Source organism: Aurantimonas coralicida DSM 14790 (assembly GCF_000421645.1).
Classification (GTDB): Bacteria; Pseudomonadota; Alphaproteobacteria; order Rhizobiales; family Rhizobiaceae; genus Aurantimonas; species Aurantimonas coralicida.
In genome coordinates, this window is sequence record NZ_ATXK01000005.1 from 76,018 (window position 1) to 98,365 (window position 22,348).

Below are 22,348 nucleotides of genomic sequence, written 5' to 3' on the forward strand. Positions count from 1 at the left end.
CGGATGCCGCCGACCTAGTGCGCCTCGTCCCAGTTCGCCGCGGCCTTGGCATCGACCTCGATCGGCACCGAGAGCTGGACGACCGGCAGGGCCGCTTCCTCCATCACCTTGCGGACCACCGGAATGGTCGCTTCGACCTCCTCGTCCTCGACCTCGAAGATCAGTTCGTCATGGACCTGCAGCAGCATCCGCGCCGACAGGCCGGCGTCGGCCAGCGCGGGCTCCATGCGGATCATGGCGCGGCGGATGATGTCGGCCGCGGTGCCCTGGATCGGCGCGTTGATCGCCGCCCGCTCGTTGAAGGCGCGGATCGAGGCATTGGGCGAGCGGATGTCGGGATAGTGCACCCGCCGGCCGAACAGGGTCTCCACATGGCCGTGTTCCTTGGCGAAGGCCTTGGTGGAATCCATGTAGTCGCGGATGCCGGGGAAGCGCTCGAAATAGCGCTTGATGTAGGTGCCGGCCTCGTCGCGCGGGATCGACAGCTGGTTGGCGAGGCCGAAGGCCGAGATGCCGTAGATGATGCCGAAATTGATCGCCTTGGCGCGGCGGCGGATCTCCGACGGCATGCCCTCCACCGGCACCCCGAACATTTCCGACGCGGTCATTGCGTGAATGTCGAGCCCTTCGCGGAAGGCCTCCTTCAGCTGCGGGATGTCGGCGATATGGGCGAGGATCCGCAATTCGATCTGGCTGTAGTCGGCCGAGACCAGGCTGTGGCCGGCCGGCGCGACGAAGGCGGTGCGGATCGCCCGCCCCTCCTCGGTGCGCACCGGGATGTTCTGCAGGTTCGGCTCAGAGGAGGACAGCCGCCCCGTGGTGGTCGAGGCCATGGAATAGGAGGTGTGGATGCGCCCCTGTGCATCCATGTGACCCGGCAGCGTGTCGGTATAGGTGCCCTTCAGCTTGGTGAGCTGGCGCCAGTCGACGATGCGCCGCGGTAGCGGATGGCCCTCGGCGGCCAGGTCCTCGAGGACGCGCACGTCGGTCGACCACTGGCCGCTCTTGGTCTTCTTGCCGCCGGGCAGGCCGAGCTTGCCGAACAGCACCTCGCCGAGCTGCTTGGGCGAGCCGGGATTGAAGGTTTCCCCGGCGATCTCGGCGATCTCGGCTTCGAGGCCCGCCTGCTTCTGGGCGAAGCGGCCGGACAGGCGCGACAGGATCTGCCGGTCGACCTTGATGCCGCGCTCTTCCATGCGGGCGAGCACGGCGACCAGCGGCCGCTCCAGCCGCTCGTAGACGGAGGCGAGGCCTTCGGCGACCAGGCGCGGCTTGAGCACCTGCCACAGCCGCAGCGTAACGTCGGCATCCTCGGCGGCGTAGGCGGTGACCTTGTCGATGGCGCAGGCGGCGATCGGCTTGGCGCCCTTGCCGGAGCCGCAGAGCTCCTTGTAGCTCATCGGCTTGTGGCCGAGGAAACGCTCCGACAATTCGTCCATGCCGTGGCCGGCCAGCGAGGCCGAGGCGTCGAGGGCGTAGGAGATCAGCATGGTGTCGTCGAAGGGCGCCATGGTGATGCCGTGGCGGCGCATGACGAGATAGTCATATTTGACGTTCTGGCCGATCTTCAGGACGGCATCGTCCTCCAGCACCGGCTTCAGGATGGCCAGCGCCTCGTCCATCGGCAGCTGCGGACCGATCTCGTCCTCCACCGCCTTGTCGGACAGGAGGTCGGCCTCGCCCGACGGCGAGACATGGGCGAGCGGCACATAGGCGGCGCGGCCCGCTTTCGTGGCGAACGACACGCCGACGAGGTCGCATTTCATCGCCGACAGCGAACTCGCCTCGGTATCGAAGGCGAGAAGGCCGGTCTCGCGCGCCTCGTCCATCCATGCCGACAGCGTCGCCGCGTCGCGGATGGTGACATAGGCGCTGAGGTCGAAGACCGCGGCCGCGGCAGCCGCCCGGCGGCTTTCGACGAGGGCTGAGGGCGTCAGCGGCAGGGCGGCGTCGCCGGCACCGGGCGCAGCAACGGCCGATCCGGCCGGGTCGAGGTCGGGCCCGCGCGCCGGCGTGTCGACGGCGATCGCCGCGCTCTCGACCTCGGAGGCATCGGTGCCGAGCTGGGCCGCGGCCCGGCGGGTCAGGGAGGTGAACTCCATCGCCTTCAGGAAGGAGATCAGCTTCTCGCCATCCGGCTCGTGGATGAACAGGTCGTCCAGCGGCACGTCGAGGGGCGTGTTCTGGTCGAGGGTGACCAGTGTCTTCGACAGCCGCGCCTGGTCGGCGAAGGCGATCAGGTTCTCGCGGCGCTTGTTCTGCTTGATCTCGGCGGCGCGCTCCAGCAGCGTTTCGAGATCGCCATATTCCGCCAGCAGCTGCGCGGCGGTCTTCGGGCCGATGCCCGGCACGCCCGGCACGTTGTCGGAGGTGTCGCCGACCAGCGCCTGCAGGTCGATCATCTTGTCCGGATGAACGCCGAACTTCTCCTTCACCTCGTCGGGGCCGAGGCGCTTGTCCTTCATCTGGTCGTAGAGGATGACCCGCGGCCCGACGAGCTGCATCAGATCCTTGTCGGAGGAGACGATGGTCACGTCGCCGCCCGCCTCGACGGCATGGCGCGTATAGGTGGCGATCAGGTCGTCGGCCTCGAAACCCTGCTTCTCGATGCAGGGCAGGTCGAAGGCGCGCACCGCCTCGCGGATCAGCGCGAATTGCGGGACGAGGTCCTCGGGCGGCGCCTCGCGATTGGCCTTGTAGTCGGCATAGAGCTCGTTGCGGAAGGTCGTCGAGGAATGGTCGAAGATCACCGCGAAATGGGTCGGCGCGACGCCGACCGAGGTATCGCGGGATTCCTCGACCAGCTTCCACAGCATGTTGCAGAAGCCCGAGACGGCGCCGACCGGCAGGCCGTCGGACTTGCGCGTCAGCGGCGGCAGCGCGTGGTAGGCCCGGAAGATATACGCCGATCCGTCGACGAGGAAGAGATGGTCGCCCTTGTTCATGGGCCGGTCGTAGCTTGGCGTCTCGCGCGAGTCCATCCGGTTTGCGGCCTCTCCAAAGCGTCTGCCGGCATGGCCCGGAGACGGGGTTGCCGCCGCCGTTTCTGCGCCTTTCCCGGGCCGCGGCGCGGCGCGCTGGCGCACAAATTAGCCCGCCCCCCTTGCAATCACACGATTGTTGCTGTTTGTTACGGTTTGGCAATGGTGCGATCACGGCGATGTGATCGCCCTTCACGAGTCCATTGCTTGATTTCCCCCACCCCACGACGCATCTCTTGTTCAACGACGCCCCGAGCGTCGTGTTCGGCCACAAGCACGTCCCCCGCTTATGTGCCGGAATGGAGAGCGACACGGCCCCTTTCCCCCTCTCCGGGGCGCGCCGCTCGGACTAAGCGAGAGAGTCGTTGCGGTGTATCCCCCTCCAGGCCGCGGCGGCTCTCTTCTCGCGTCCCCACCCCTCTTCCAGACCATCATCGTCGCAGGCTGAATCTCGTCGGCTGCTATCGCTTCGGCGCTGATCGCAAGCGTTTGTCGCGGCTTGCCGGCTGCCATTTGTCGGCGCCGACCGCCTTTCGGGGTATTTGCATCGCGGCCCGAAACGTCTAGCAGGAACCCGGCACCGACAGTCTGGAGACCTCTATGAAGACCCGCGCCGCCGTCGCATTCGAAGCCAAGAAGCCGCTGGAGATCGTCGAACTCGACCTCGAAGGCCCCAAAGCCGGCGAGGTCCTCGTCGAGATCATGGCGACCGGCATCTGCCATACCGATGCCTACACGCTGGACGGCCTCGATTCGGAAGGCCTGTTCCCCTCGGTCCTCGGCCATGAGGGCGCGGGCATCGTCCGCGAGGTCGGCGCTGGCGTCACCTATGTGAAGCCCGGGGACCACGTGATTCCGCTCTACACGCCGGAATGCCGCCAGTGTAAGTCGTGCCTGTCGGGCAAGACCAATCTGTGCACCGCCATCCGTGCCACCCAGGGCAAGGGCGTCATGCCCGACGGCACCTCGCGCTTCTCCTACAAGGGCAAGCCGATCTACCATTACATGGGCTGCTCGACCTTCTCGAACTTCACCGTGCTGCCCGAGATCGCGGTCGCCAAGATCCGCGAAGACGCGCCCTTCAAGACCTCCTGCTATTGCGGCTGCGGCGTGACCACCGGCGTCGGCGCCGTGGTCAACACCGCCAAGGTCGAGCCGGGCGCCAATGTCGTGGTCTTCGGCCTCGGCGGCATCGGCCTGAACGTCATCCAGGGCGCCCGCCTCGTCGGTGCCGACAAGATCATCGGCGTCGATCTCAACAACGACAAGAAGGAATGGGGCGAGCGCTTCGGCATGACCCATTTCGTCAATCCGAAGGAGATCGAGGGCGACATCGTCGCGCATCTGGTCGAGCTGACCGGCGGCGGCGCCGACTACACCTTCGACTGCACCGGCAACACCATGGTCATGCGCCAGGCGCTGGAAGCCTGCCATCGCGGCTGGGGCGTCTCCGTGGTCATCGGCGTCGCCGAGGCCGGCAAGGAGATCTCGACCCGGCCGTTCCAGCTCGTCACCGGCCGCGTCTGGAAGGGCTCGGCCTTCGGTGGCGCGCGCGGGCGCACCGACACGCCGAAGATCGTCGACTGGTACATGGACGGCAAGATCCAGATCGACCCGATGATCACCCACACGCTGACGCTCGAAGAGATCAACAAGGGCTTCGACCTGATGCATGAGGGCAAGTCGATCCGTTCGGTGGTGGTGTTCTGATGAAGACCGTCTCCACCAACACCGCCCATGGCGGCGTGCAGGGGGTCTACCGCCACGCCTCGAAGGAAACCGGCACCGAGATGACCTTCTCGGTGTTCGTGCCGCCGCACGCCGACGGCGCGAAGCTGCCGGTGGTCTGGTACCTGTCGGGCCTCACCTGCACCCATGCCAACGTCACCGAAAAGGGCGAGTACCGGCGCATCTGCGCCGAGCTCGGCCTGATCTTCGTGGCGCCGGACACCAGCCCGCGCGGCGAAGGCGTGCCGGACGATGCCGAGGGCGCCTACGATTTCGGCCTCGGCGCCGGCTTCTACGTCGACGCCACGCAGGCGCCCTTCGCCGAGAACTACCGCATGTGGTCCTATGTCACCGAGGAACTGCCGGCGCTCGTCGCAGCCGAATTTCCGGCCGACATGGCCCGGCAGTCGATCCTCGGCCATTCCATGGGCGGCCATGGCGCCCTGACCATCGGCCTGACCCATCCGGACCGCTACAAGGCCGTCTCGGCCTTCGCGCCGATCGTCGCGCCTGGCCAGGTGCCGTGGGGCCACAAGGCCCTGCCGCTCTATCTCGGCGACGACAAGGCCGCGTGGCGCAAGCACGACGCGGTGGCGCTGATCGAGGACGGCGCGCGGGTGAAGGACCTTCTGGTCGACCAGGGCGAGGCCGACAATTTCCTCGCCGAGCAGCTGAAGCCGGAACTCCTGGAAAAGGCCTGCGCCGATGCCGGGATCGCGCTGACGCTGCGGCGCCAGCCGGGCTACGACCACAGCTACTACTTCATCTCCACCTTCATGGAAGACCATCTGCGCTGGCACGCCGAACGGCTGGGCTAAGCGCGCGACATCCTGCCGGGCGGCACCACGACGCGCCGCCCGGCATCGGCCTTGATCCCCACCCGATGTCTCCCGTAACGAAGGACATCGCGTGCCTGCGCCCCATCTTCACGGGCACGACCCGGCCCCGCCCGCCGCGCGGCCGCTCCCTTGCAGAAACGGATCTCCCATGGCCAATCTCGACAGCGTCCTTGCCTGCCTCGACCTCAATCTCGAGCGCTCGCTCGGCCGGCTCACCGATCTCCTGAAAATCCCGTCGATCTCCACCGATCCGGCCTATGCCGCCGATTGCCGCCGCGCGGCGGAATATCTCGTCGGCGACCTCGACGCGATCGGCTTCGACGCCTCGCTGCGCGAGACGCCGGGCCACCCGATGGTCGTCGCCCATCACGACGGGCCGGACGGCGCGCCGCACGTCCTGTTCTACGGCCATTACGACGTCCAGCCGGTCGACCCGCTGGAGTTGTGGGAGACCGCGCCCTTCGAGCCCGTCGTCAAGGACGGCCCGGACGGCACCAAGCGGATCGTGGCGCGCGGTTCGGCGGACGACAAGGGCCAGCTGATGACCTTCATCGAGGCCTGCCGCGCCTACAAGGCCGAGACCGGCGGCCTGCCCTGCAAGGTCACGATCTTCCTCGAGGGCGAGGAGGAATCCGGTTCGCCCTCGCTGACCCCGTTCCTCGACGCCAATCGCGACGAACTGTCGGCCGACGTGGCGCTGGTCTGCGACACCAATATGTGGGACCGCGAGACCCCGGCGATCTCGACCGGCCTGCGCGGCCTCGTCGGCGAGGAAATCGTCCTGACGGCGGCGAACCAGGACCTGCATTCGGGCTATTTCGGCGGCGCCGCGCAAAACCCGATCCGGGTCCTCGCCCGCATCCTTGCCGACATCCACGACGCCGACGGCCGCGTCACCGTCCCCGGCTTCTACGACGGCGTCCAGGACATTCCGGACGAGGTGCGCGCCATCTGGGACGGGCTCGACTTCTCGGCCGAGGAATTCCTCGGCTCGGTCGGCCTGTCGGTGCCGGCCGGCGAGACCGGTCGCTCGGTGCTGGAGCAGGTCTGGGCGCGCCCGACGGCGGAGTTCAACGGCATTTCCGGCGGCTATACCGGCAAGGGCTTCAAGACCGTCATCGCCTCGCAGGCGATGGTGAAGGTCTCCTTCCGGCTGGTCGCCGGCCAGGACCCGGACAAGATCCGCGCCGCCTTCCGCGCCTTCGTCGAAGCCCGCCTGCCGGCCGATTGCTCGGTCGAATACCATCCCCATGGCGGCTCGCCGGCGATCCAGCTCCCCTTCGATTCGCCCTGGCTCGGCAAGGCGCGCGCCGCGCTCTCGGACGAATGGCCGAAGCCCGCCGTGATGATCGGCATGGGCGGCTCGATCCCCGTGGTGGGCGAGTTCAAGGCGCGGCTCGGCATGGAATCGCTGCTGATCGGCTTCGGCCTCGGCGACGACCGCATCCATTCGCCGAACGAAAAGTACGAGATGAGCTCCTTCCACAAGGGCCAGCGCTCCTGGGCCCGCGTACTGGCGGCGCTGGGCGCCGGCGACTGAGATTTCGCCCGGGTTCTCCGACCGCTCGAACGAAAGGGCGCGGCGCCAACCGGCGGCCGCGCCCTTTGCCTGTCGGACCGAGGGTTTTCCAGGCGCGCAATCGCCCCTTGCCGGCCTGCGCCATCCCGTCACTGTGCCTGCGGCGCAACGGCGCCCCGGCAAAGCGTCGGCGGGGCTCTTCCGGCAATTGATGGATCGCGAATTTCCCGTATGAACGAAGGCAACAACACGCCACGCGGTCCGATGGATCGAAGAATGGCGTGACAGGCTGGAGTATCAGACATGCGCATTCGTACCGCCGCCTCGGCCCTCGCCCTGCTGCTCGCGACCTCGCTGAGCGCGGCTGCCGCCGATGCCGTCTACGCCCCCTACGACCCGGCCCCGGCGCCGCTGGCGCCCGCCGCCAACGACTATGGCGATACCGACTTCGTCTTCGAGCTCGGCATCTCCGGCATCGTGTCGCCGGAATATCTCGGCTCGGACGAGTACCAGATCAATCCGTCGCCGATCATCAGCGTCGAATATCTGAACCTGCCGGGCATCGGCTCCTTCGGCGGCAAGGACGGCCTCGGCCTGTCGATCGGACCCTCCTTCGACTATATCGGCGACCGCGACGCGAGCGACTATTCGGAGCTGACCGGCCTCGACGATCTCGATGCCACCTACGAGCTCGGCCTGAAGGCCAGCTACGAGTGGCAGAGCGCCGAAGTCTACGGCGCCGTGCGCTATGCCTTCGGCGGTGCCGACGGCTTCGTCGGCGACATTGGCGCGAATCTGATCGCCCGGCCGACCGAGCGCCTGGTGCTGAAGGCCGGTCCGACCGCCAGCTTCGCCTCCAGCGACTACATGGATTCCTATTTCGGCGTCAGCGCCCGCGAATCGGTTGCGTCCGGCTTCCGCCTTGGCGCCTACGATCCCGATGGCGGCTTCAAGAGCGTCGGCGTCGCCGCTTCGGCGCGCTACGAGATCTTCACCGACTGGTTCATCAATGCCGACGCCAAATACGACCGGCTGGTCGGCGACGCCAAGGATTCCCCGATCGTGCAGGCGGGCGACGAGAACCAGTATTTCTTCGGCCTCGGCGTCTCCAAGCGCTTCTCGCTCGACCTCTGGTAGGACGGCCGGCTTTCAGCGCTTTTCTCTTCAAGGGCCCGGTCGCCAGCGACCGGGCCCTTTTCGTATCGGGCGCCGCGCGCCGGTAGCTTAATCGTCAGGCGATGGTGTCGACCACGCCGCCATCGACGCGCAAGGCCGCGCCGGTGGTCGCCGACGCCTCCTTCGAGCAGGCATAGACGATCATGTTGGCGACCTCCTCGACCGTCGCGGGTCGGCCGATGATCGAGCTCGGCCGCGCCGCCTTGACGAAGGCGACGCCCGCCTCCTCGATCGAGATGCCCTGTTCCGACGCCATCTCCGCCAGCATCCCCTCGACACCCTCCGACATGGTCGGTCCGGGCAGCACCGAATTGACGGTGACGCCGGAGCCGCCGGCCAGCTTGGCGAGCCCCCGCGAAACCGACAACAGCGCGGTCTTGGTGAAGCCGTAATGGATCATGTCGGCGGGAATGTTCAGCGCCGATTCCGACGACAGGAACACCAAGCGCCCCCAGCCGCGCTCCATCATGGCCGGCATCCACGCCCGCGACAGGCGCACGCCGGACATGACGTTGAGCTGGAAGAAATCCTCCCAGACATCGTCCCCGATCTCGAAGAAGGGTTTCGGCCCGAAGATCCCGACATTGTTGACGACGATGTCGGGGTCGGGCACGGCGCGGACGAGCGCCTTGCAGCCGTCGGCGGTCATCAGGTCGGCGGCGGCGCCCGAGACGTCGGCGCGCGGCACGGCGTCGACCACCTTGCGCACGGCGGTCTCCACCCGGTCCTCGCCGCGCCCGTTCACCACCACGCTGGCGCCGGCACGGGCAAGGCCGATGGCCGCGGCCAGACCGATCCCGCCGGTCGAACCGGTGACCACGGCGCGCTTGCCGGACAGGTCGATGTTCATGGCGTCTTCCTTCTCGCAAATCTCCGGGTCGGGGCGCCAGGCGTCCCCGTTTCGGCGGGACATGGCGCAGCGCTTCGGGCGCATCAATGGGGTCTCGGGGCGCGCCCGACGGCTGGCAGGTGGGGGTTCGCGGCGTTCCGGCCGCTGCCGCATTGCTTAATGCCCCGTTAATTCGCCGCATTTAAGCTGCATCGCGGATCTGCGGAGACGTTTGCGACGGGGCTTGGGGGCCCGGTCGGTTGGCGCATGGACCGGTCCGACGCAAGTCGGCGATCCGGCCGGGCGACGTCTCCTGCGCGACACTTGGGGTTGGAGGCCGATCCGCGCGCGACGCGCAACGGCCTTCGCGTAACGAACAGGACCGGCCCTGCCGGTTCGTGAGGGAAAGACGTCCGAATGGCGGCACGACGGCACGAGCGCATCGAACCCAGCTTCGGCGGTTCCGAACTCGGCGACGACGACTTCCGCATCAGCGCCGACGATCGCGCCGTTCCGAACGCTTCCAGCGGTCCGCGCCGCAAGACCGCGAAGAAACCCGTCAACGACCGCAAGACGGCCAAGCCCGCCGCCTCCAGCCGGCGCGGCCGCGGCAAGACGCAGGGCGGCGGTGGCTCGGGCCGTGGCGGAGGACGCCGCCGGCGCAGCTTCCTCGGCCATGTCTTCCGGCTGTTCCTGATGCTCGGCGTCGTCGGCGGGCTGACGGTGGCGGCCGTGGTCGGCTACATGGCCGTCAAGCTGCCGCAGGAAGCCTGGGCGATCCCGGACCGGCCGCCCAACGTCAAGATCGTCTCGGTAGCCGGCGAGCTGATGGCCAATCGCGGCCTGACCGGCGGCAAGGAAGTCTCGCTGGACGAGATGAGCCCCTATATCCCGCAGGCGGTGATCGCCATCGAGGACCGGCGCTTCTACGACCATTGGGGCGTCGATCCGATCGGCATCACCCGCGCCTTCATGCAGAACATGGCGGCCGGCGAAACCGTGCAGGGCGGCTCGACCCTGACCCAGCAGCTCGCCAAGAACGTCTTCCTCAATCCCGACCAGACCATCCGCCGCAAGATACAGGAAGCGATCCTGGCTTTGTGGCTGGAGCAGAAATTCACCAAGGACCAGATCCTCGAGATGTATCTGAACCGGGTCTATTTCGGCTCCGGTTCGACCGGCGTCGAGGCAGCGTCCCGGCGCTATTTCGACAAGCCGGCCGAAGAGGTGAATCTTGGTGAGGCAGCGCTGCTGGCGGGCCTCCTGAAGGCGCCCTCGCGGCTGTCGCCGGCCAACGATCCGGCCGCCGCCAAGGCGCGGGCCGAAGTGGTGCTGGCGGCGATGCGCGACGAGGGCTTCATCAGCCAGGCCGAATATGCCGACGCCAAGGCCCAGAAGCCGACCAATGCCAAGAGCTACTGGACGGGCGGCGAGCATTACGCCGCCGATCTGGTGATGCGCGACATCAAGCAGCTGGTCGGCGACATCGACCAGGACGTCATCGTCGAGACCACCATCGACCTCGCCCTCGAGAAGAAGGCCGAGGAGGTCGTGCGCAAGACCGTCGACGGCGCCTCGCAGAATGTCAGCCAGGGCGCCCTCGTGGCGGTGGACGGCACCGGTGCGATCCGCGCGCTGGTCGGCGGCCGCGACTATGCCCAGAGCCAGTTCAACCGCGCGGTCGACGCCAAGCGCCAGCCGGGCTCGACCTTCAAGCCCTTCGTCTACGCCACCGCTCTCGAAAAGGGCTGGCGGCCGGAATCGATCATCGACGACGCCCCGGTGCGGATCGGAAACTGGTCGCCGCAGAACTACGACAACAAGTTCCGCGGTCCGGTCACCGTCGCCGACGCCCTGCGCCAGTCGCTCAACACCGTCGCGGCGCGGCTGGTGGACAGCGCCGGCGCCGACGCGGTGATCGAGACGGCGCATCGCATGGGCATCAAGTCCGACCTCGTCGACAACGCCTCCATCGCGCTCGGCACCTCGGAAGTCTCGCTGGTCGAACTGACCGGTGCCTTCACGGCACTGGCCAATGGCGGCTACCGCGCGACGCCGCATCTGGTGAACCGCGTCGTCACCGAGCAGGGCAAGGTGGTGTGGGAACGGGGCGCCGAAGTGCCGCCTGTCGTCGTCTCACCGGAGATCGTGGGCATGATGAACGCCATGCTGACGCGCGTCGTGTCGGCCGGCACCGGGCGCAGGGCGGCGATCGACGGCTGGCAGGCCGCCGGCAAGACCGGCACGACCCAGGACTTCAAGGACGCCTGGTTCGTCGGCTACACGGCCAATCTCACCACCGGCGTGTGGCTGGGCAACGACAATGGCGCCAAGATGCGCAAGGTCACCGGCGGCTCGCTGCCGGCCGAGGCCTGGCACGATTTCATGACGGCCGCCCATGAGGGGCTCGACCCGATCCCGCTGCCCGGCGACTACCGGATCGGCGAGGCGCAGGCGCCGCTGACGGCCGATAGCGGCTATTCGGATGGCGGGTTCTACGAGGGGGAATCGGCCGATCCCTATTACCGTCAGAACGGCGAGGCGCCTATCCCGCCGCAGGGTCTGCCGGCCGAAGGGGGCGGCCGCGTCTATGACAGCGCACCGCCGCCGGGGGTGACCGTCGAGGGGCCGGCCCGGGGCCGCTCCAGCGACCGCTCGCTGTTCAGAAGCATCTTCGGGGGCTGACCGGCCCTTGCATTGGCCGGCGGCCTGTCCGCCGGCTGTCTTTCTCGGTTCTGCGCGTTCGAGGACCTTCCGCGACCCTTGGGGCCGCGTGAGGTGGACGCGTCGCGTCGAGTCCTTACAGGACGCCGAGCAGCGACAGGACGATGGCGACGACGACGACCAGGCCGACGAGATAGATGATGCTGTTCATGGCTTGTCTCCTTCAGACCGGCAGGAGGCGGACCATCCGCGCGCCGGCGTATTCGGTGGGGTAAGTCCCGACCGTCCGTTGCGGTTCCAACCATTTTCGGATTCAGCCGCCCGCAAGGCCCGCAGGACGCGAACTCACGAAAGCGCGACCATCCGTCTTGCACCCCCAAATGCCACTTCATATATACCCGCCAGCCCCGCCGAAGCCGGCGACGCAGTCGTTTCGGCCCTGCGGTTCATCCCAGAATTTCCAGGGGCTGCCCAATCCGGAATGCCTCTTCGAGGGTCCCGGGCGGCTCGCTAAACAAGGAGACTATGCATGGCGAAGGTAATCGGAATCGACCTTGGCACGACCAATTCCTGCATCGCGGTCATGGACGGCAAGAACGCCAAGGTGATCGAGAATGCCGAGGGCGCGCGCACCACGCCCTCCATGGTGGCCTTCACCGACGATGGCGAGCGCCTCGTCGGCCAGCCGGCCAAGCGCCAGGCGGTGACCAATCCCGAAGACACGCTGTTTGCGATCAAGCGCCTGATCGGCCGGACCTTCCAGGATCCGACGACGCAAAAAGACAAGGGCATGGTCCCCTACAAGATCGTCAATGCCGACAATGGCGACGCCTGGGTCGAGGCGGCCGGCGAGAAATATTCGCCCTCGCAGATCTCGGCGATGATCCTGCAGAAGATGAAGGAAACCGCCGAGGCCTATCTCGGCGAGAAGGTCGAGAAGGCGGTCATCACCGTTCCGGCCTACTTCAACGACGCCCAGCGTCAGGCGACCAAGGACGCCGGCAAGATCGCCGGTCTCGACGTCCTGCGCATCATCAACGAGCCGACCGCGGCGGCGCTGGCCTACGGCCTCGACAAGAACGACGGCAAGACCATCGCGGTCTACGATCTGGGCGGCGGCACCTTCGACGTGTCGGTCCTGGAGATCGGTGATGGCGTCTTCGAGGTGAAGTCCACCAATGGCGACACCTTCCTCGGCGGCGAAGACTTCGACATGCGTCTGGTCGATTACTTCGCCTCGGAGTTCAAGAAGGACCAGGGCATCGACCTGAAGAACGACAAGCTCGCCCTGCAGCGCCTCAAGGAGGCCGCCGAAAAGGCCAAGATCGAGCTGTCCTCGGCCTCGCAGACCGAAATCAACCTGCCGTTCATCACCGCCGATGCGTCGGGTCCCAAGCACCTGACCATGAAGCTGACCCGCTCCAAGTTCGAGAGCCTGGTGGACGACCTCGTGCAGCGCACGATGGATCCGTGCAAGGCGGCCCTCAAGGATGCCGGCGTCACCGCGTCGGACATCGACGAGGTCGTTCTGGTCGGCGGCATGACCCGCATGCCGAAGGTCCAGGAAGCGGTGAAGAACCTGTTCGGCAAGGAGCCGCACAAGGGCGTCAACCCGGATGAGGTCGTCGCGATGGGCGCCGCCATCCAGGCCGGCGTGCTGCAGGGCGACGTCAAGGACGTGCTGCTGCTCGACGTGACGCCGCTGTCGCTCGGCATCGAGACGCTGGGTGGCGTGTTCACTCGCCTGATCGATCGCAACACGACGATCCCGACCAAGAAGAGCCAGGTGTTCTCCACCGCCGAGGACTCGCAGAACGCCGTGACCATCCAGGTCTTCCAGGGCGAACGCGAGATGGCGCAGGACAACAAGTCGCTCGGCCGGTTCAACCTCGAGGGCATCCCGCCGGCACCGCGCGGCGTGCCGCAGATCGAGGTCACCTTCGACATCGACGCCAACGGCATCGTCAACGTGTCGGCCAAGGACAAGGGCACCAACAAGGAGCAGCGGATCACCATCCAGGCTTCCGGTGGTCTGTCCGACGCCGATATCGAGCAGATGGTCAAGGACGCCGAGGCCAATGCCGACGCCGACAAGAAGCGTCGCGCGGCCGTCGAGGCGAAGAACCAGGCCGAGAGCCTGCTGCATTCGGCCGAGAAGTCGCTCGAGGATTACGGCGACAAGGTCTCCGAGGAAGATCGCGCTGCGATCAGCGCGGCGATCGAGGACCTGAAGGCCGAAGTCGAGAAGCCGGAAGCCGACGCCGAGGCCATCAAGGCCAAGAGCGACCGGCTCGCCGAAGCGTCGATGAAGCTCGGCCAGGCCATGTACGAGGCCGCCCAGGCCGAACAGCCCGAGGGCGAGGACGGCGCCGATGCGTCGGAAGCGGCCAAGGACGACGTCGTCGATGCGGACTTCGAGGAAGTCAACGACGACGCGGACCAGAAGAAGTCGGCCTGATCCAACAGGCAGCGGGCGGGCCGGATCGGCCTGCCCGCCGATCGCCAAGACCTGCAAAGCCCCGGCCCTCGCGCCGGGGCTTTGTCGTTTGAGGTCGCGCCGCTCCAACAAGCACGGCGTTTACCGTTAATTCATCCTTGGCTTGCAGGCTGCGGTGTCTCGCGCGCCTATGGGCACGGCGGACAGGGCGCGCGGCGCAAGGCCCGCCCGTTCCGATCGGGTCGCGACAGGAGCAGCCATGCACTTCCGTGTCTTCGATTGCTGGCGTCTGACCGCCGCGATGTTGATCATGGCCTATCACTTCCTGTTCTTCGCGCCCTACGGCGTCGAAGCCGGTACGCAATTCCTGCACCGGCTGCTGCCGCTGCTCGACATGTTCTTCATGATCTCCGGCTTCCTGATCGCCAGCCGCTACGCGACCCGCATCGCCTCGGTCGCCGACTACGCCAATTTCATGCGCCGGCGCATCGCGCGGCTCTATCCGCTGCATTTCCTGACCACGATGTTCTTCGCCGCCATCGCGCTGGTGGCGCTGTTCGTCGGCTCGGCCCACCATCCCTGGGCCCGCGACCTGGCGGCGCTGCCGCTGCACCTTCTCGCCCTCCACGGCCTCGGCACGACGGACGAGCTGGCGCTCAACTATCCGTCCTGGTCGGTGAGTGCGGAATTCTTCGCCTATGCGCTGTTCCCGGTCATCCTCCTGGCGTTCCGCTGGAAGGGGCTCGCCGGACTGTTCGCGCTGCTGGCCGTCTGGGTCGGCGGGCTGGAATACGCCTCCTGGCGCGGCCTCTTTCCCTCCGGCCACTGGACCGGCGCCGACACGATGGGCGCCTACCGCGCCTTTGCCGATTTCATCGCCGGCTCGGCGATCGCCGTCGTCGTCGGGCGACGGATGATCTCCATCACCGCCCACTGGCCCGGCATCGTCCTCAGCGTCGCCGCCGTCGCGGCGATGATCCTGCAGGCGCCGCCCTACCCGACCCTCCTGCTCCTGGCGCTGGCGCTGACCGCCACGGCGCTGGCCGAGACCGCCCGGCCGGACTCCACTGCCATGCTGGCGCCGCTGATGCCGGTGACGCGGGTCTCCTTCGGGATCTACCTCCTGCATCCCGTCATGGAGTTCGTCTTCCTGACGGTAATCTGGCAGCGTGTGCTGGAGCCCCTCGGGATCATCGATTTCTACGTCTACTGGACCCTGCCGATGGTCGCGACGGTCGCCGTGGCGATGCTCTCCGACCGCTTCGTCGAGCGCCGGTTCGGCGGCTGGATCGCCGGTCCGCGCCGGCCCGAGGGCAAGCCTGCGCGCATGGCCTCGGCCTGAGCCGCAAAGGAAGCCGCGGTTCCTTTCGGGACGCCGCTATGGTATCGCGCCCCAGCCGTTCCTACATCGAAGGCATGTTGTCGCGGGCGCGGCGGGCGAGAGCCCCTGCTGCCGCGCAAATCGTCTGTCCAGAACCCATGGAAGTCCTGAATGAAGGCCGATTACTACGAGATGCTCGGCGTGCCCCGCGATGTCGACGAAAAGGGGCTGAAGTCCGCGTTTCGCAAGCTCGCGATGCAATACCACCCCGACCGCAATCCCGGAAACGCGGACGCCGAGGTGAAGTTCAAGGAACTCGGTGAAGCCTACGAGGTCCTGAAGGACGGGCAGAAGAGGGCCGCCTACGACCGCTTCGGCCATGCCGCCTTCCAGAATGGCGGCGGCGGCAATGCCGGCTTCCGCGGCGATTTCTCCTCCTCCATGGCCGACATCTTCGACGACATCTTCGGCGAGATGATGGGCGGGCGCGCCCGCGCCGGACGCCAGCCCGGCAACGGCCGCGAGCGCGGTTCGGACCTGCGCTACAACATGGAGATCAGCCTCGAAGAGGCCTATGACGGCAAGACTGCCGAGATCGGCGTGCCGACGACGATCCAGTGCGACGAATGCACCGGCAGCGGCGCCAAGCCCGGCACCAGCCCGAAGACCTGCCCCACCTGCGCCGGTGTCGGCCGCGTCCGGGCCGCTCAGGGCTTCTTCTCCATCGAGCGTACCTGCCCGAACTGCCAGGGTCGCGGCCAGGTCATCGCCGACCCCTGCGGCAAGTGCGGCGGCGACGGCCGGCTGCCGGAAGAGCGCAACCTGTCGGTCAACATCCCGGCCGGCATCGAGGACGGCACCCGCATCCGCCTCGCCGGCGAGGGCGAGGCGGGCCTGCGCGGCGGGCCGCCGGGCGATCTCTACATCTTCCTGTCGGTGAAGCCGCACGAATTCATGCAGCGCGACGGCGCCGATCTGTTCTGCCAGGTGCCGCTGTCCATGGTGACGGCCGCGCTGGGCGGCCATTTCGACGTCTCGACGCTGGACGGCAACACCACCCGCGTGAAGGTGCCGGAGGGCACCCAGACCGGCAAGCAGTTCCGGGTGAAGGGCAAGGGCATGCCGGTGCTGCGCTCGCCGCAGGTCGGCGACCTGTTCATCCAGGTCTCCGTCGAGACGCCGCAGAACCTGTCGCGTCGTCAGCGCGAACTCCTGGAGGAATTCGAGGAGATTTCCTCTTCCGACAATTCTCCCCAGTCCACAGGCTTCTTCTCGCGGATGAAGGAGTTCTTCGAGGGGTTGAGTGAAAATTGATCCGCGACATGTTTAGTGAGACGCAGAGCGCATCGACGGCTGCGTCGTAAAGCCGTTACACAGGCACGGCATCACGTGTTGCCGGACCTCGGCCGTCGGGCCGGACTGGAGGACACGAGTGTTGGGAACCCCGGAGCCGCGTCAGACCAACCCGTTGCGCAAGCGCAAGAAGGTCAGCGACGAGGCGCGCTTCTTCCGGGGATGGCTGCAGCGGCCGCTGGTGATGGGGGCGGTGTCGCCCTCCTCGCGCACGCTCGGCCGGGCGATGGCCGCCTATGTGCCCGATCCCGCCGGTTTCGACGCCGATTCCCGCGTTCTGGAACTGGGCCCGGGCACCGGCGTCGTCACCCAGTGCCTCGTCGACCGGGGCGTGCCGGAAGCCGCCCTCGTCCTCGTCGAATATTCTCCCGAATTCTGCATCCTCCTGCGGGCCCGCTTTCCCGCCGCGCTGGTCATCCAGGGCGATGCCTACGCGCCCAGCGCCGCGGTGAGCCGGGCAATGGAGGGAAAGCGCCTGGAAGCCGTCGTTTCCAGCCTGCCGCTGTTCACCAAGCCGGACGCCAAGCGCGAGGCCGTCATCGGCGGTTCGCTGGCGCGCATGGCCCGCGGCGCGCCCTTCATCCAGTTTTCCTATGCGCTGACCATGCCGGTGAAACCCGAGCGGATCGGCGCCGAACTGATCACCAGCCCGTGGATCAAGCGCAACCTGCCGCCCGCCCGCGTGTTGGTGTATCGATCCGCCTGACGGCGGCAGCATCACGGGAGAGGACGGCAGATGGCGGGCAACGGCGCACGGGGCGAGACGACGCAGGCAGGTGAACGCTACGAAGGCGACTGGGCGCGCTTCTTCGCCAACTGGGTTCGCCATCCGGTGAAGATGGGCGCGGTCGCCCCGTCCAGCCGGGCTTACTGCAACATGATGGTCCGCCACGCCACGATCGATCTCGACGGACCGATCCTGGAACTGGGACCCGGCCTCGGCGTCGTCACCCGCACCCTGCTCGAGCATGGTGTCGCGCCCGAGCGCATCACCTCGATCGAGTATGATTCCGATTTCGCCCGGCAGCTCCAGCGCCGCTTTCCCGGCGTCAACGTCATCAACGGCGACGGCTTCGACCTTGACCGGACCCTCGGCGACCGCCGGGACGAGAAATTCGCCGCGATCCTGATGGCCATCCCGATCGTCAGCTTCTCGCAGGAAAAGCGCCAGGCGCTGTTCACCGACTATCTCTCGCGGCTCATGCCCGGCGGAAACCTGACGGAACTGTCCTACATGCTCACCCCGCCCGTCCGGCCGGTTCCGGGCGTGTTCTCGGTGTCGTCCTCGCCGCGGGTCTGGAACAACATCCCGCCCGCCCGGGTGTGGATCTACTCGCAGGACACGGCGCCGGCTGAGAATGCGGCGACGGCTTCGTGAGCGCCAACATCCTCGTCCTGCCGGGCTCGCTGCGGCTCGCCTCGCACAATCGCAAGCTGGCCGCCGAGGCGACGCGCATGCTGGCGCTGTCCGACGCAGTGGTGACCCGGCTCGATCTCGCCGATTATCCGCTGCCTCTCTATGACGGCGACCACGAACAGGACAACGGCATTCCCGAGAACGCCGTGCTGCTCGCCCACCGTATCGCGGTGCAGGACGGGCTGCTTCTGGTCAGCCCCGAATACAATCACTCGATCCCGGCAGTGCTGAAGAATGCCATCGACTGGGCGAGCCGCGTGCGCAAGGTGCAGGGCCGGCCCGTGCAGCCCTTCAAGGGGCTGGTCGTAGGCCTTGCCTCGGCCTCGCCCGGCCGCTTCGGCGGCGCGCGGGGCCTCGAAGCGCTGCGGCTGGTGATGCGGGCGCTGGGCGCCGAGGTGCTCACCCAGCAATGCAGCGTCGCCGACGCGGCCAATGGCTTCGACGAGAACGGCCGCCTGTCCGACGACATCGCCCGCACCTCGCTGGAATCGCTGGTCGACAAGCTGCTCGATACCTCGCGCAGCCTCAGCCGCCGCGGCTGACTCATTCCGCCGAGCGTCGAACGCTGCGGCTTGGAACCGGGCACGGGCGCCGCGAATTCCGGTTCGAACAGGCGACGGCAAGGGAACGCGACATGAGCATCGACCCGGACCATCCGCAGACGCTGCGTCCGCAGGATCTCCAGCGCACGGTGGAACGCCATCTCCACGATCACTGGAAATCCTACGCCTTTCAGGGCGGCCTGATGGTGGTCGTCGGCGTCCTGGCGATCCTCGCCCCCTTCGCGGCGACGCTGGCGACGACCCTGCTGTTCGGCTGGCTGCTGATCTTCGCCGGCATCGTCGGTGCCGTCAGCGCGTTCCGGGCGAAGGGCGCACCGGGCTTCTGGTCGAGCCTCCTCCTGTCGCTGCTCGCGGTCGTGCTGGGCGCCGTCATCATCTACGATCCGGTGGCCGGCTCGATCACCCTGACCTGGATGCTGAGCTTCTATTTCCTGTTGTCCGGCGTGTTCAACTTCTCCATCGCCCGCGCCTTCCAGCCGTCGACCGGGCGGTTCTGGCTGCTGGTGGTCTCCGGCCTCGTCGACATCGTGCTGGCGGTCTTCCTGATTCTCGGCCTGCCGGGCACCGCGGTCTGGGCGGTGGGCCTGTTCCTCGGCATCTCGCTGATCACGTCGGGCATGGCGCTCCTGTTCTCGGCGCTCGACGCGCGCAACAACGCGCCCAGCCGGGGGGTGTGACATGAGCCGGTCGCAGGACGATCTGGTCGCGCGCCTTCTGGAGCGCAGCGGCGGCGCGACCTTCGCCGACGATCTGGGCGTCGATCTTGGCCGCAACGAGCCGATGGGGCTGTTCCTGTGGCTGGTCGCCGCGAACCTGTCGTCGGCGCGCATTTCCGCCGATCAGGCGCTGCGCGCGGCCAGGGCCCTCAAGGATGCCGGGCTGACGACCGCGCAGCACATGGCCGACGCGACCTGGAAGGAGCGCGTCGTCATCCTCAACCGCAACGGCTATGCGCGCTTCGACGAGAAGACCTCGCGCTTCCTGCAGGACATGGCCGACCATTGCCTCGCCGAATATGACGGCGACCTGCGCAAGCTGCGCGCGGCGGCCGGAGAGGACCCGGCCGAGGAGCGCCGGCTCCTGAAAGCCTTCAAGGGCATCGGCGATGTCGGCGTCGACATCTTTTTCCGCGAGGCGCAGATCGCCTGGGACGAGATCTATCCCTTCGCCGACAAGCGCGCGCTCAAGGCTGCCGAAGAGCTCGGCCTCGGCAAGGATGCCGAGACCCTGGCCGGCCTCGTGCCGAAGCCACGCTTTCCGGCGCTCCTGGCCGCGCTTCTCAAGGCCGATCTCGACAAGGCGCTCGACGAGATCGCGAAGGGCTGACCCCCGGCCTCAGACGTGCTGGCCGCCATTGATGTGCAGCTCGGAGCCGGTGACGTAGGACGCCTGCCCCGAACACAGGAAGTAGATCACGTCGGCGACTTCCGCGGTCTGGCCGAGGCGGCGCAGCGGGATGTCGTCGATCATCTTCTCGGTGCCCGGCGACAGGATCGCCGTCTCGATCTCGCCCGGCGCGATGGCGTTGACCCGGATGCCGGCCGGGCCGAAATCATGGGCCATCTCGCGGGTCAGCGAGTTCAGCGCCGCCTTCGACGTGGCATAGGCCGTCCCGGCGAAAGGATGCACCCGGCCGCCGGCGATCGAGGTGATGTTGACGATCGAGCCCCGTGCCTTGGACAATTCCTTGAACAGGCCGCGCGCCAGCATGATCGGGGCGAAGAAGTTCACCTGGAACACGTCCCGCCACGCATGCATGGGCGTGCGGATCGAATCCATGCGCGAGCCGCCCTCGCCCTTGGGCGAGATCGCCGCGTTGTTGACCAGCGCATGCAGCTCCGAGCCGTTCGCCTCCAGTCGGCGCCGGATCTCCGACACGGCGAAGCCGACATCCTCCTGGTCCGATAGATCGACCCGGATGTGATCCTCGGGGCCGGCCGGCCACGGGCAGTCGTCGGAGAAATCCTGACGCGAGCAGGTGATCACCCGCCAGCCTTCGCGGGAGAAGCGCTTTACGGTCGCGTGACCGATGCCCCGCGACGCGCCGGTCAGAACCAGCGTCTTGCGGTCGTCCTGCGGGGTGTCCGCCATTGGTAGAGGCCCTCTTCGAAACTCGAATTCCCGCGCCCGGCGATCACGGAATGATCAACTTGTCCGATGGCGCGCGACATGCGGTTGCTTCTAGCACGTTCGCCGATGCACATAGGCGATCCGGGAAGCGGAGACGAACAATTGATGATGCGTGTCGGCAAAAATGCTCGTCTCGTCGCAAGACAGTGCGTCGCTGCTCTGGCGACGGCCCTGCTGCTGGCAGCGCCTGCCCGTGCGGCCGATCCCGATCCGTCCGACTGGCCCGCGGTTCTCGACGCGGCTGAGGGGCAGACCGTCTATTTCAACGCCTGGGGCGGCTCGCAGAACATCAATGATTACATAGGCTGGGTCGCCGACACGGTAAAGGACCGCTTCGGCGTCACCCTGCAGCACGTCAAGCTCGACGACACCGCCAACGCCGTCGCCGCCGTCGTTGCGGAAAAGGCCGCCGGCAAGGATACGGGCGGCTCGGTCGACCTGATCTGGATCAATGGCGAGAACTTCGTCTCCATGCAGGGTGAGGGCCTCCTGGCCGATGGCTTCGCCACCGCCCTGCCCAACTGGAAATTCGTCGATACCGACAATCCCAGCGTGACCACCGACTTCACCGTGCCGACCAGGGGCCAGGAATCGCCCTGGGGCGGCGCCAAGATGGTGTTCTTCGCCGATACCGCCCGCAGCGGCGCCATCGCCGACATGCCGCAGGACACCGACGCCTTGCTGGAATGGGCCAAGGCCCATCCCGGCCAGTTCTCCTATCCGGCGCCGCCGGACTTCATCGGCTCGAGCCTCCTGAAGCAGGTGCTGATCGAGCAGGCACCCGACGCCGCCGTCCTGCAGCAGGCCGCGACCGACGCGAATTTCGCCGAAACGACGGCGCCTCTATGGGCCTGGCTCGACGCGATCCGCCCGGTGCTGTGGCGCGAGGGGCGCGACTATCCGCAGAACTACCCGGCCATGAAGCAGCTTCTGGGCGACGGCGAACTCGGCATCATCTTCGCCTTCAACCCGTCCGAGGCCTCGGCCGGTATCGCCGCCGGCGAACTGCCGGACACCGTGCGCTCCTTCACCTTTCCCGGCGGCACGCTCGGCAACACCCATTTCGTTGCCATTCCCTACAACTCTTCGGCCAAGGCCGGGGCGATGGTGGTCGCCGACTTCCTGATCTCGCCGGAAGCGCAATTGCGCAAGGAAGACCCCGCCTATTGGGGCGACCCGACGGTTCTCGCCGTGGACCGGCTGGATGCGGCCGATCGCGAGGCCTTCGCCGCCATCGACCGGGGTGTCGCCACGCTGCCTCCGTCCGAGCTCGGTCCGGTCCTGCCGGAACCCCACGCCTCCTGGATGACCCGCATCGAGGACGAGTGGAAGCGCCGCTACGGCGGCTGATGACCCGCACGGATGCCCCTGCCCGAACACCCGGTCCGCCT

17 protein-coding genes are annotated in these 22,348 nt (G+C 67.4%); 14 read left to right on the forward strand and 3 right to left on the reverse strand.

The features are described from left to right. Nucleotides 1–14: 14 nt before the first annotated feature. Complete coding sequence (polA, locus tag H536_RS0112350; RefSeq protein WP_024350760.1) at nt 15–2,945, reverse strand: DNA polymerase I; 2,931 nt, start codon at nt 2,943–2,945, stop codon at nt 15–17. 636 nt (nt 2,946–3,581) lie between these two features. On the opposite strand from polA, the gene H536_RS0112360 reads away from it, so the two are divergent. The 4 genes from H536_RS0112360 (at nt 3,582) to H536_RS0112375 (ending at nt 8,204) form a co-directional block, all read left to right on the forward strand. After that, the gene (locus H536_RS0112360; protein ID WP_009211254.1) at nt 3,582–4,691 is read left to right on the forward strand and encodes an S-(hydroxymethyl)glutathione dehydrogenase/class III alcohol dehydrogenase; all 1,110 of its coding nucleotides are present in this window, start codon (nt 3,582–3,584) and stop codon (nt 4,689–4,691) included. Continuing rightward, nucleotides 4,691–5,527, forward strand: coding sequence for an S-formylglutathione hydrolase (gene fghA, locus H536_RS0112365; protein WP_024350761.1), 837 nt, complete (start codon nt 4,691–4,693; stop codon nt 5,525–5,527). Before H536_RS0112360 ends, fghA begins: the two co-directional genes overlap by 1 nt. A gap of 169 nt (nt 5,528–5,696) precedes the next feature. Next, nucleotides 5,697–7,088, forward strand: coding sequence for a M20/M25/M40 family metallo-hydrolase (locus tag H536_RS0112370; RefSeq protein WP_024350762.1), 1,392 nt, complete (start codon nt 5,697–5,699; stop codon nt 7,086–7,088). Between the two features lie 282 nt (nt 7,089–7,370). Continuing rightward, nucleotides 7,371–8,204, forward strand: coding sequence for a MipA/OmpV family protein (locus H536_RS0112375; RefSeq protein WP_024350763.1), 834 nt, complete (start codon nt 7,371–7,373; stop codon nt 8,202–8,204). 94 nt (nt 8,205–8,298) lie between these two features. Here H536_RS0112375 and H536_RS0112380 read toward each other — a convergent pair whose 3' ends face one another. Continuing rightward, nucleotides 8,299–9,093, reverse strand: a complete 795-nt coding sequence (locus H536_RS0112380) for an SDR family NAD(P)-dependent oxidoreductase (RefSeq protein ID WP_024350764.1) — start codon at nt 9,091–9,093, stop codon at nt 8,299–8,301. Between the two features lie 396 nt (nt 9,094–9,489). Here H536_RS0112380 and H536_RS0112385 point away from each other — a divergent pair, with 396 nt between their 5' ends. The 9 genes from H536_RS0112385 (at nt 9,490) to H536_RS0112425 (ending at nt 20,153) form a co-directional block, all read left to right on the forward strand. Next, entirely contained in the window at nt 9,490–11,757 is a 2,268-nt protein-coding gene (locus tag H536_RS0112385; protein ID WP_024350765.1) for a transglycosylase domain-containing protein, read from the forward strand. 508 nt (nt 11,758–12,265) lie between these two features. Beyond that, complete coding sequence (gene dnaK, locus H536_RS0112390; protein WP_024350766.1) at nt 12,266–14,194, forward strand: molecular chaperone DnaK; 1,929 nt, start codon at nt 12,266–12,268, stop codon at nt 14,192–14,194. Between the two features lie 238 nt (nt 14,195–14,432). After that, nucleotides 14,433–15,515 (forward strand): acyltransferase family protein, encoded by a 1,083-nt coding sequence (locus tag H536_RS0112395; RefSeq protein ID WP_024350767.1) that lies wholly within the window; start codon nt 14,433–14,435, stop codon nt 15,513–15,515. Nucleotides 15,516–15,665: 150 nt separating this feature from the next. After that, nucleotides 15,666–16,808 (forward strand): molecular chaperone DnaJ, encoded by a 1,143-nt coding sequence (gene dnaJ, locus H536_RS0112400; protein ID WP_024350768.1) that lies wholly within the window; start codon nt 15,666–15,668, stop codon nt 16,806–16,808. Nucleotides 16,809–16,926: 118 nt separating this feature from the next. Next, complete coding sequence (locus H536_RS0112405) at nt 16,927–17,553, forward strand: class I SAM-dependent methyltransferase (RefSeq protein ID WP_024350769.1); 627 nt, start codon at nt 16,927–16,929, stop codon at nt 17,551–17,553. 30 nt (nt 17,554–17,583) lie between these two features. Next, nucleotides 17,584–18,225: a class I SAM-dependent methyltransferase gene (locus H536_RS0112410; protein ID WP_024350770.1), complete on the forward strand. Its 642-nt coding sequence runs from the start codon at nt 17,584–17,586 to the stop codon at nt 18,223–18,225. Then, on the forward strand, nt 18,222–18,806 hold the full coding sequence (locus H536_RS0112415) for an NADPH-dependent FMN reductase (RefSeq protein ID WP_009211266.1): 585 nt from the start codon (nt 18,222–18,224) through the stop codon (nt 18,804–18,806). Before H536_RS0112410 ends, H536_RS0112415 begins: the two co-directional genes overlap by 4 nt. A gap of 92 nt (nt 18,807–18,898) precedes the next feature. After that, entirely contained in the window at nt 18,899–19,504 is a 606-nt protein-coding gene (locus H536_RS0112420; RefSeq protein ID WP_024350771.1) for an HdeD family acid-resistance protein, read from the forward strand. 1 nt (nt 19,505) lies between these two features. Further along, on the forward strand, nt 19,506–20,153 hold the full coding sequence (locus H536_RS0112425; protein WP_024350772.1) for a hypothetical protein: 648 nt from the start codon (nt 19,506–19,508) through the stop codon (nt 20,151–20,153). Between the two features lie 9 nt (nt 20,154–20,162). On the opposite strand, the gene H536_RS0112430 is transcribed toward H536_RS0112425, so the two are convergent. After that, nucleotides 20,163–20,918 (reverse strand): SDR family NAD(P)-dependent oxidoreductase, encoded by a 756-nt coding sequence (locus H536_RS0112430; protein WP_024350773.1) that lies wholly within the window; start codon nt 20,916–20,918, stop codon nt 20,163–20,165. A gap of 147 nt (nt 20,919–21,065) precedes the next feature. Between H536_RS0112430 and H536_RS0112435 the strand changes: the two genes are divergently transcribed. After that, the gene (locus H536_RS0112435) at nt 21,066–22,307 is read left to right on the forward strand and encodes an ABC transporter substrate-binding protein (protein ID WP_024350774.1); all 1,242 of its coding nucleotides are present in this window, start codon (nt 21,066–21,068) and stop codon (nt 22,305–22,307) included. Nucleotides 22,308–22,348 lie beyond the last annotated feature (41 nt).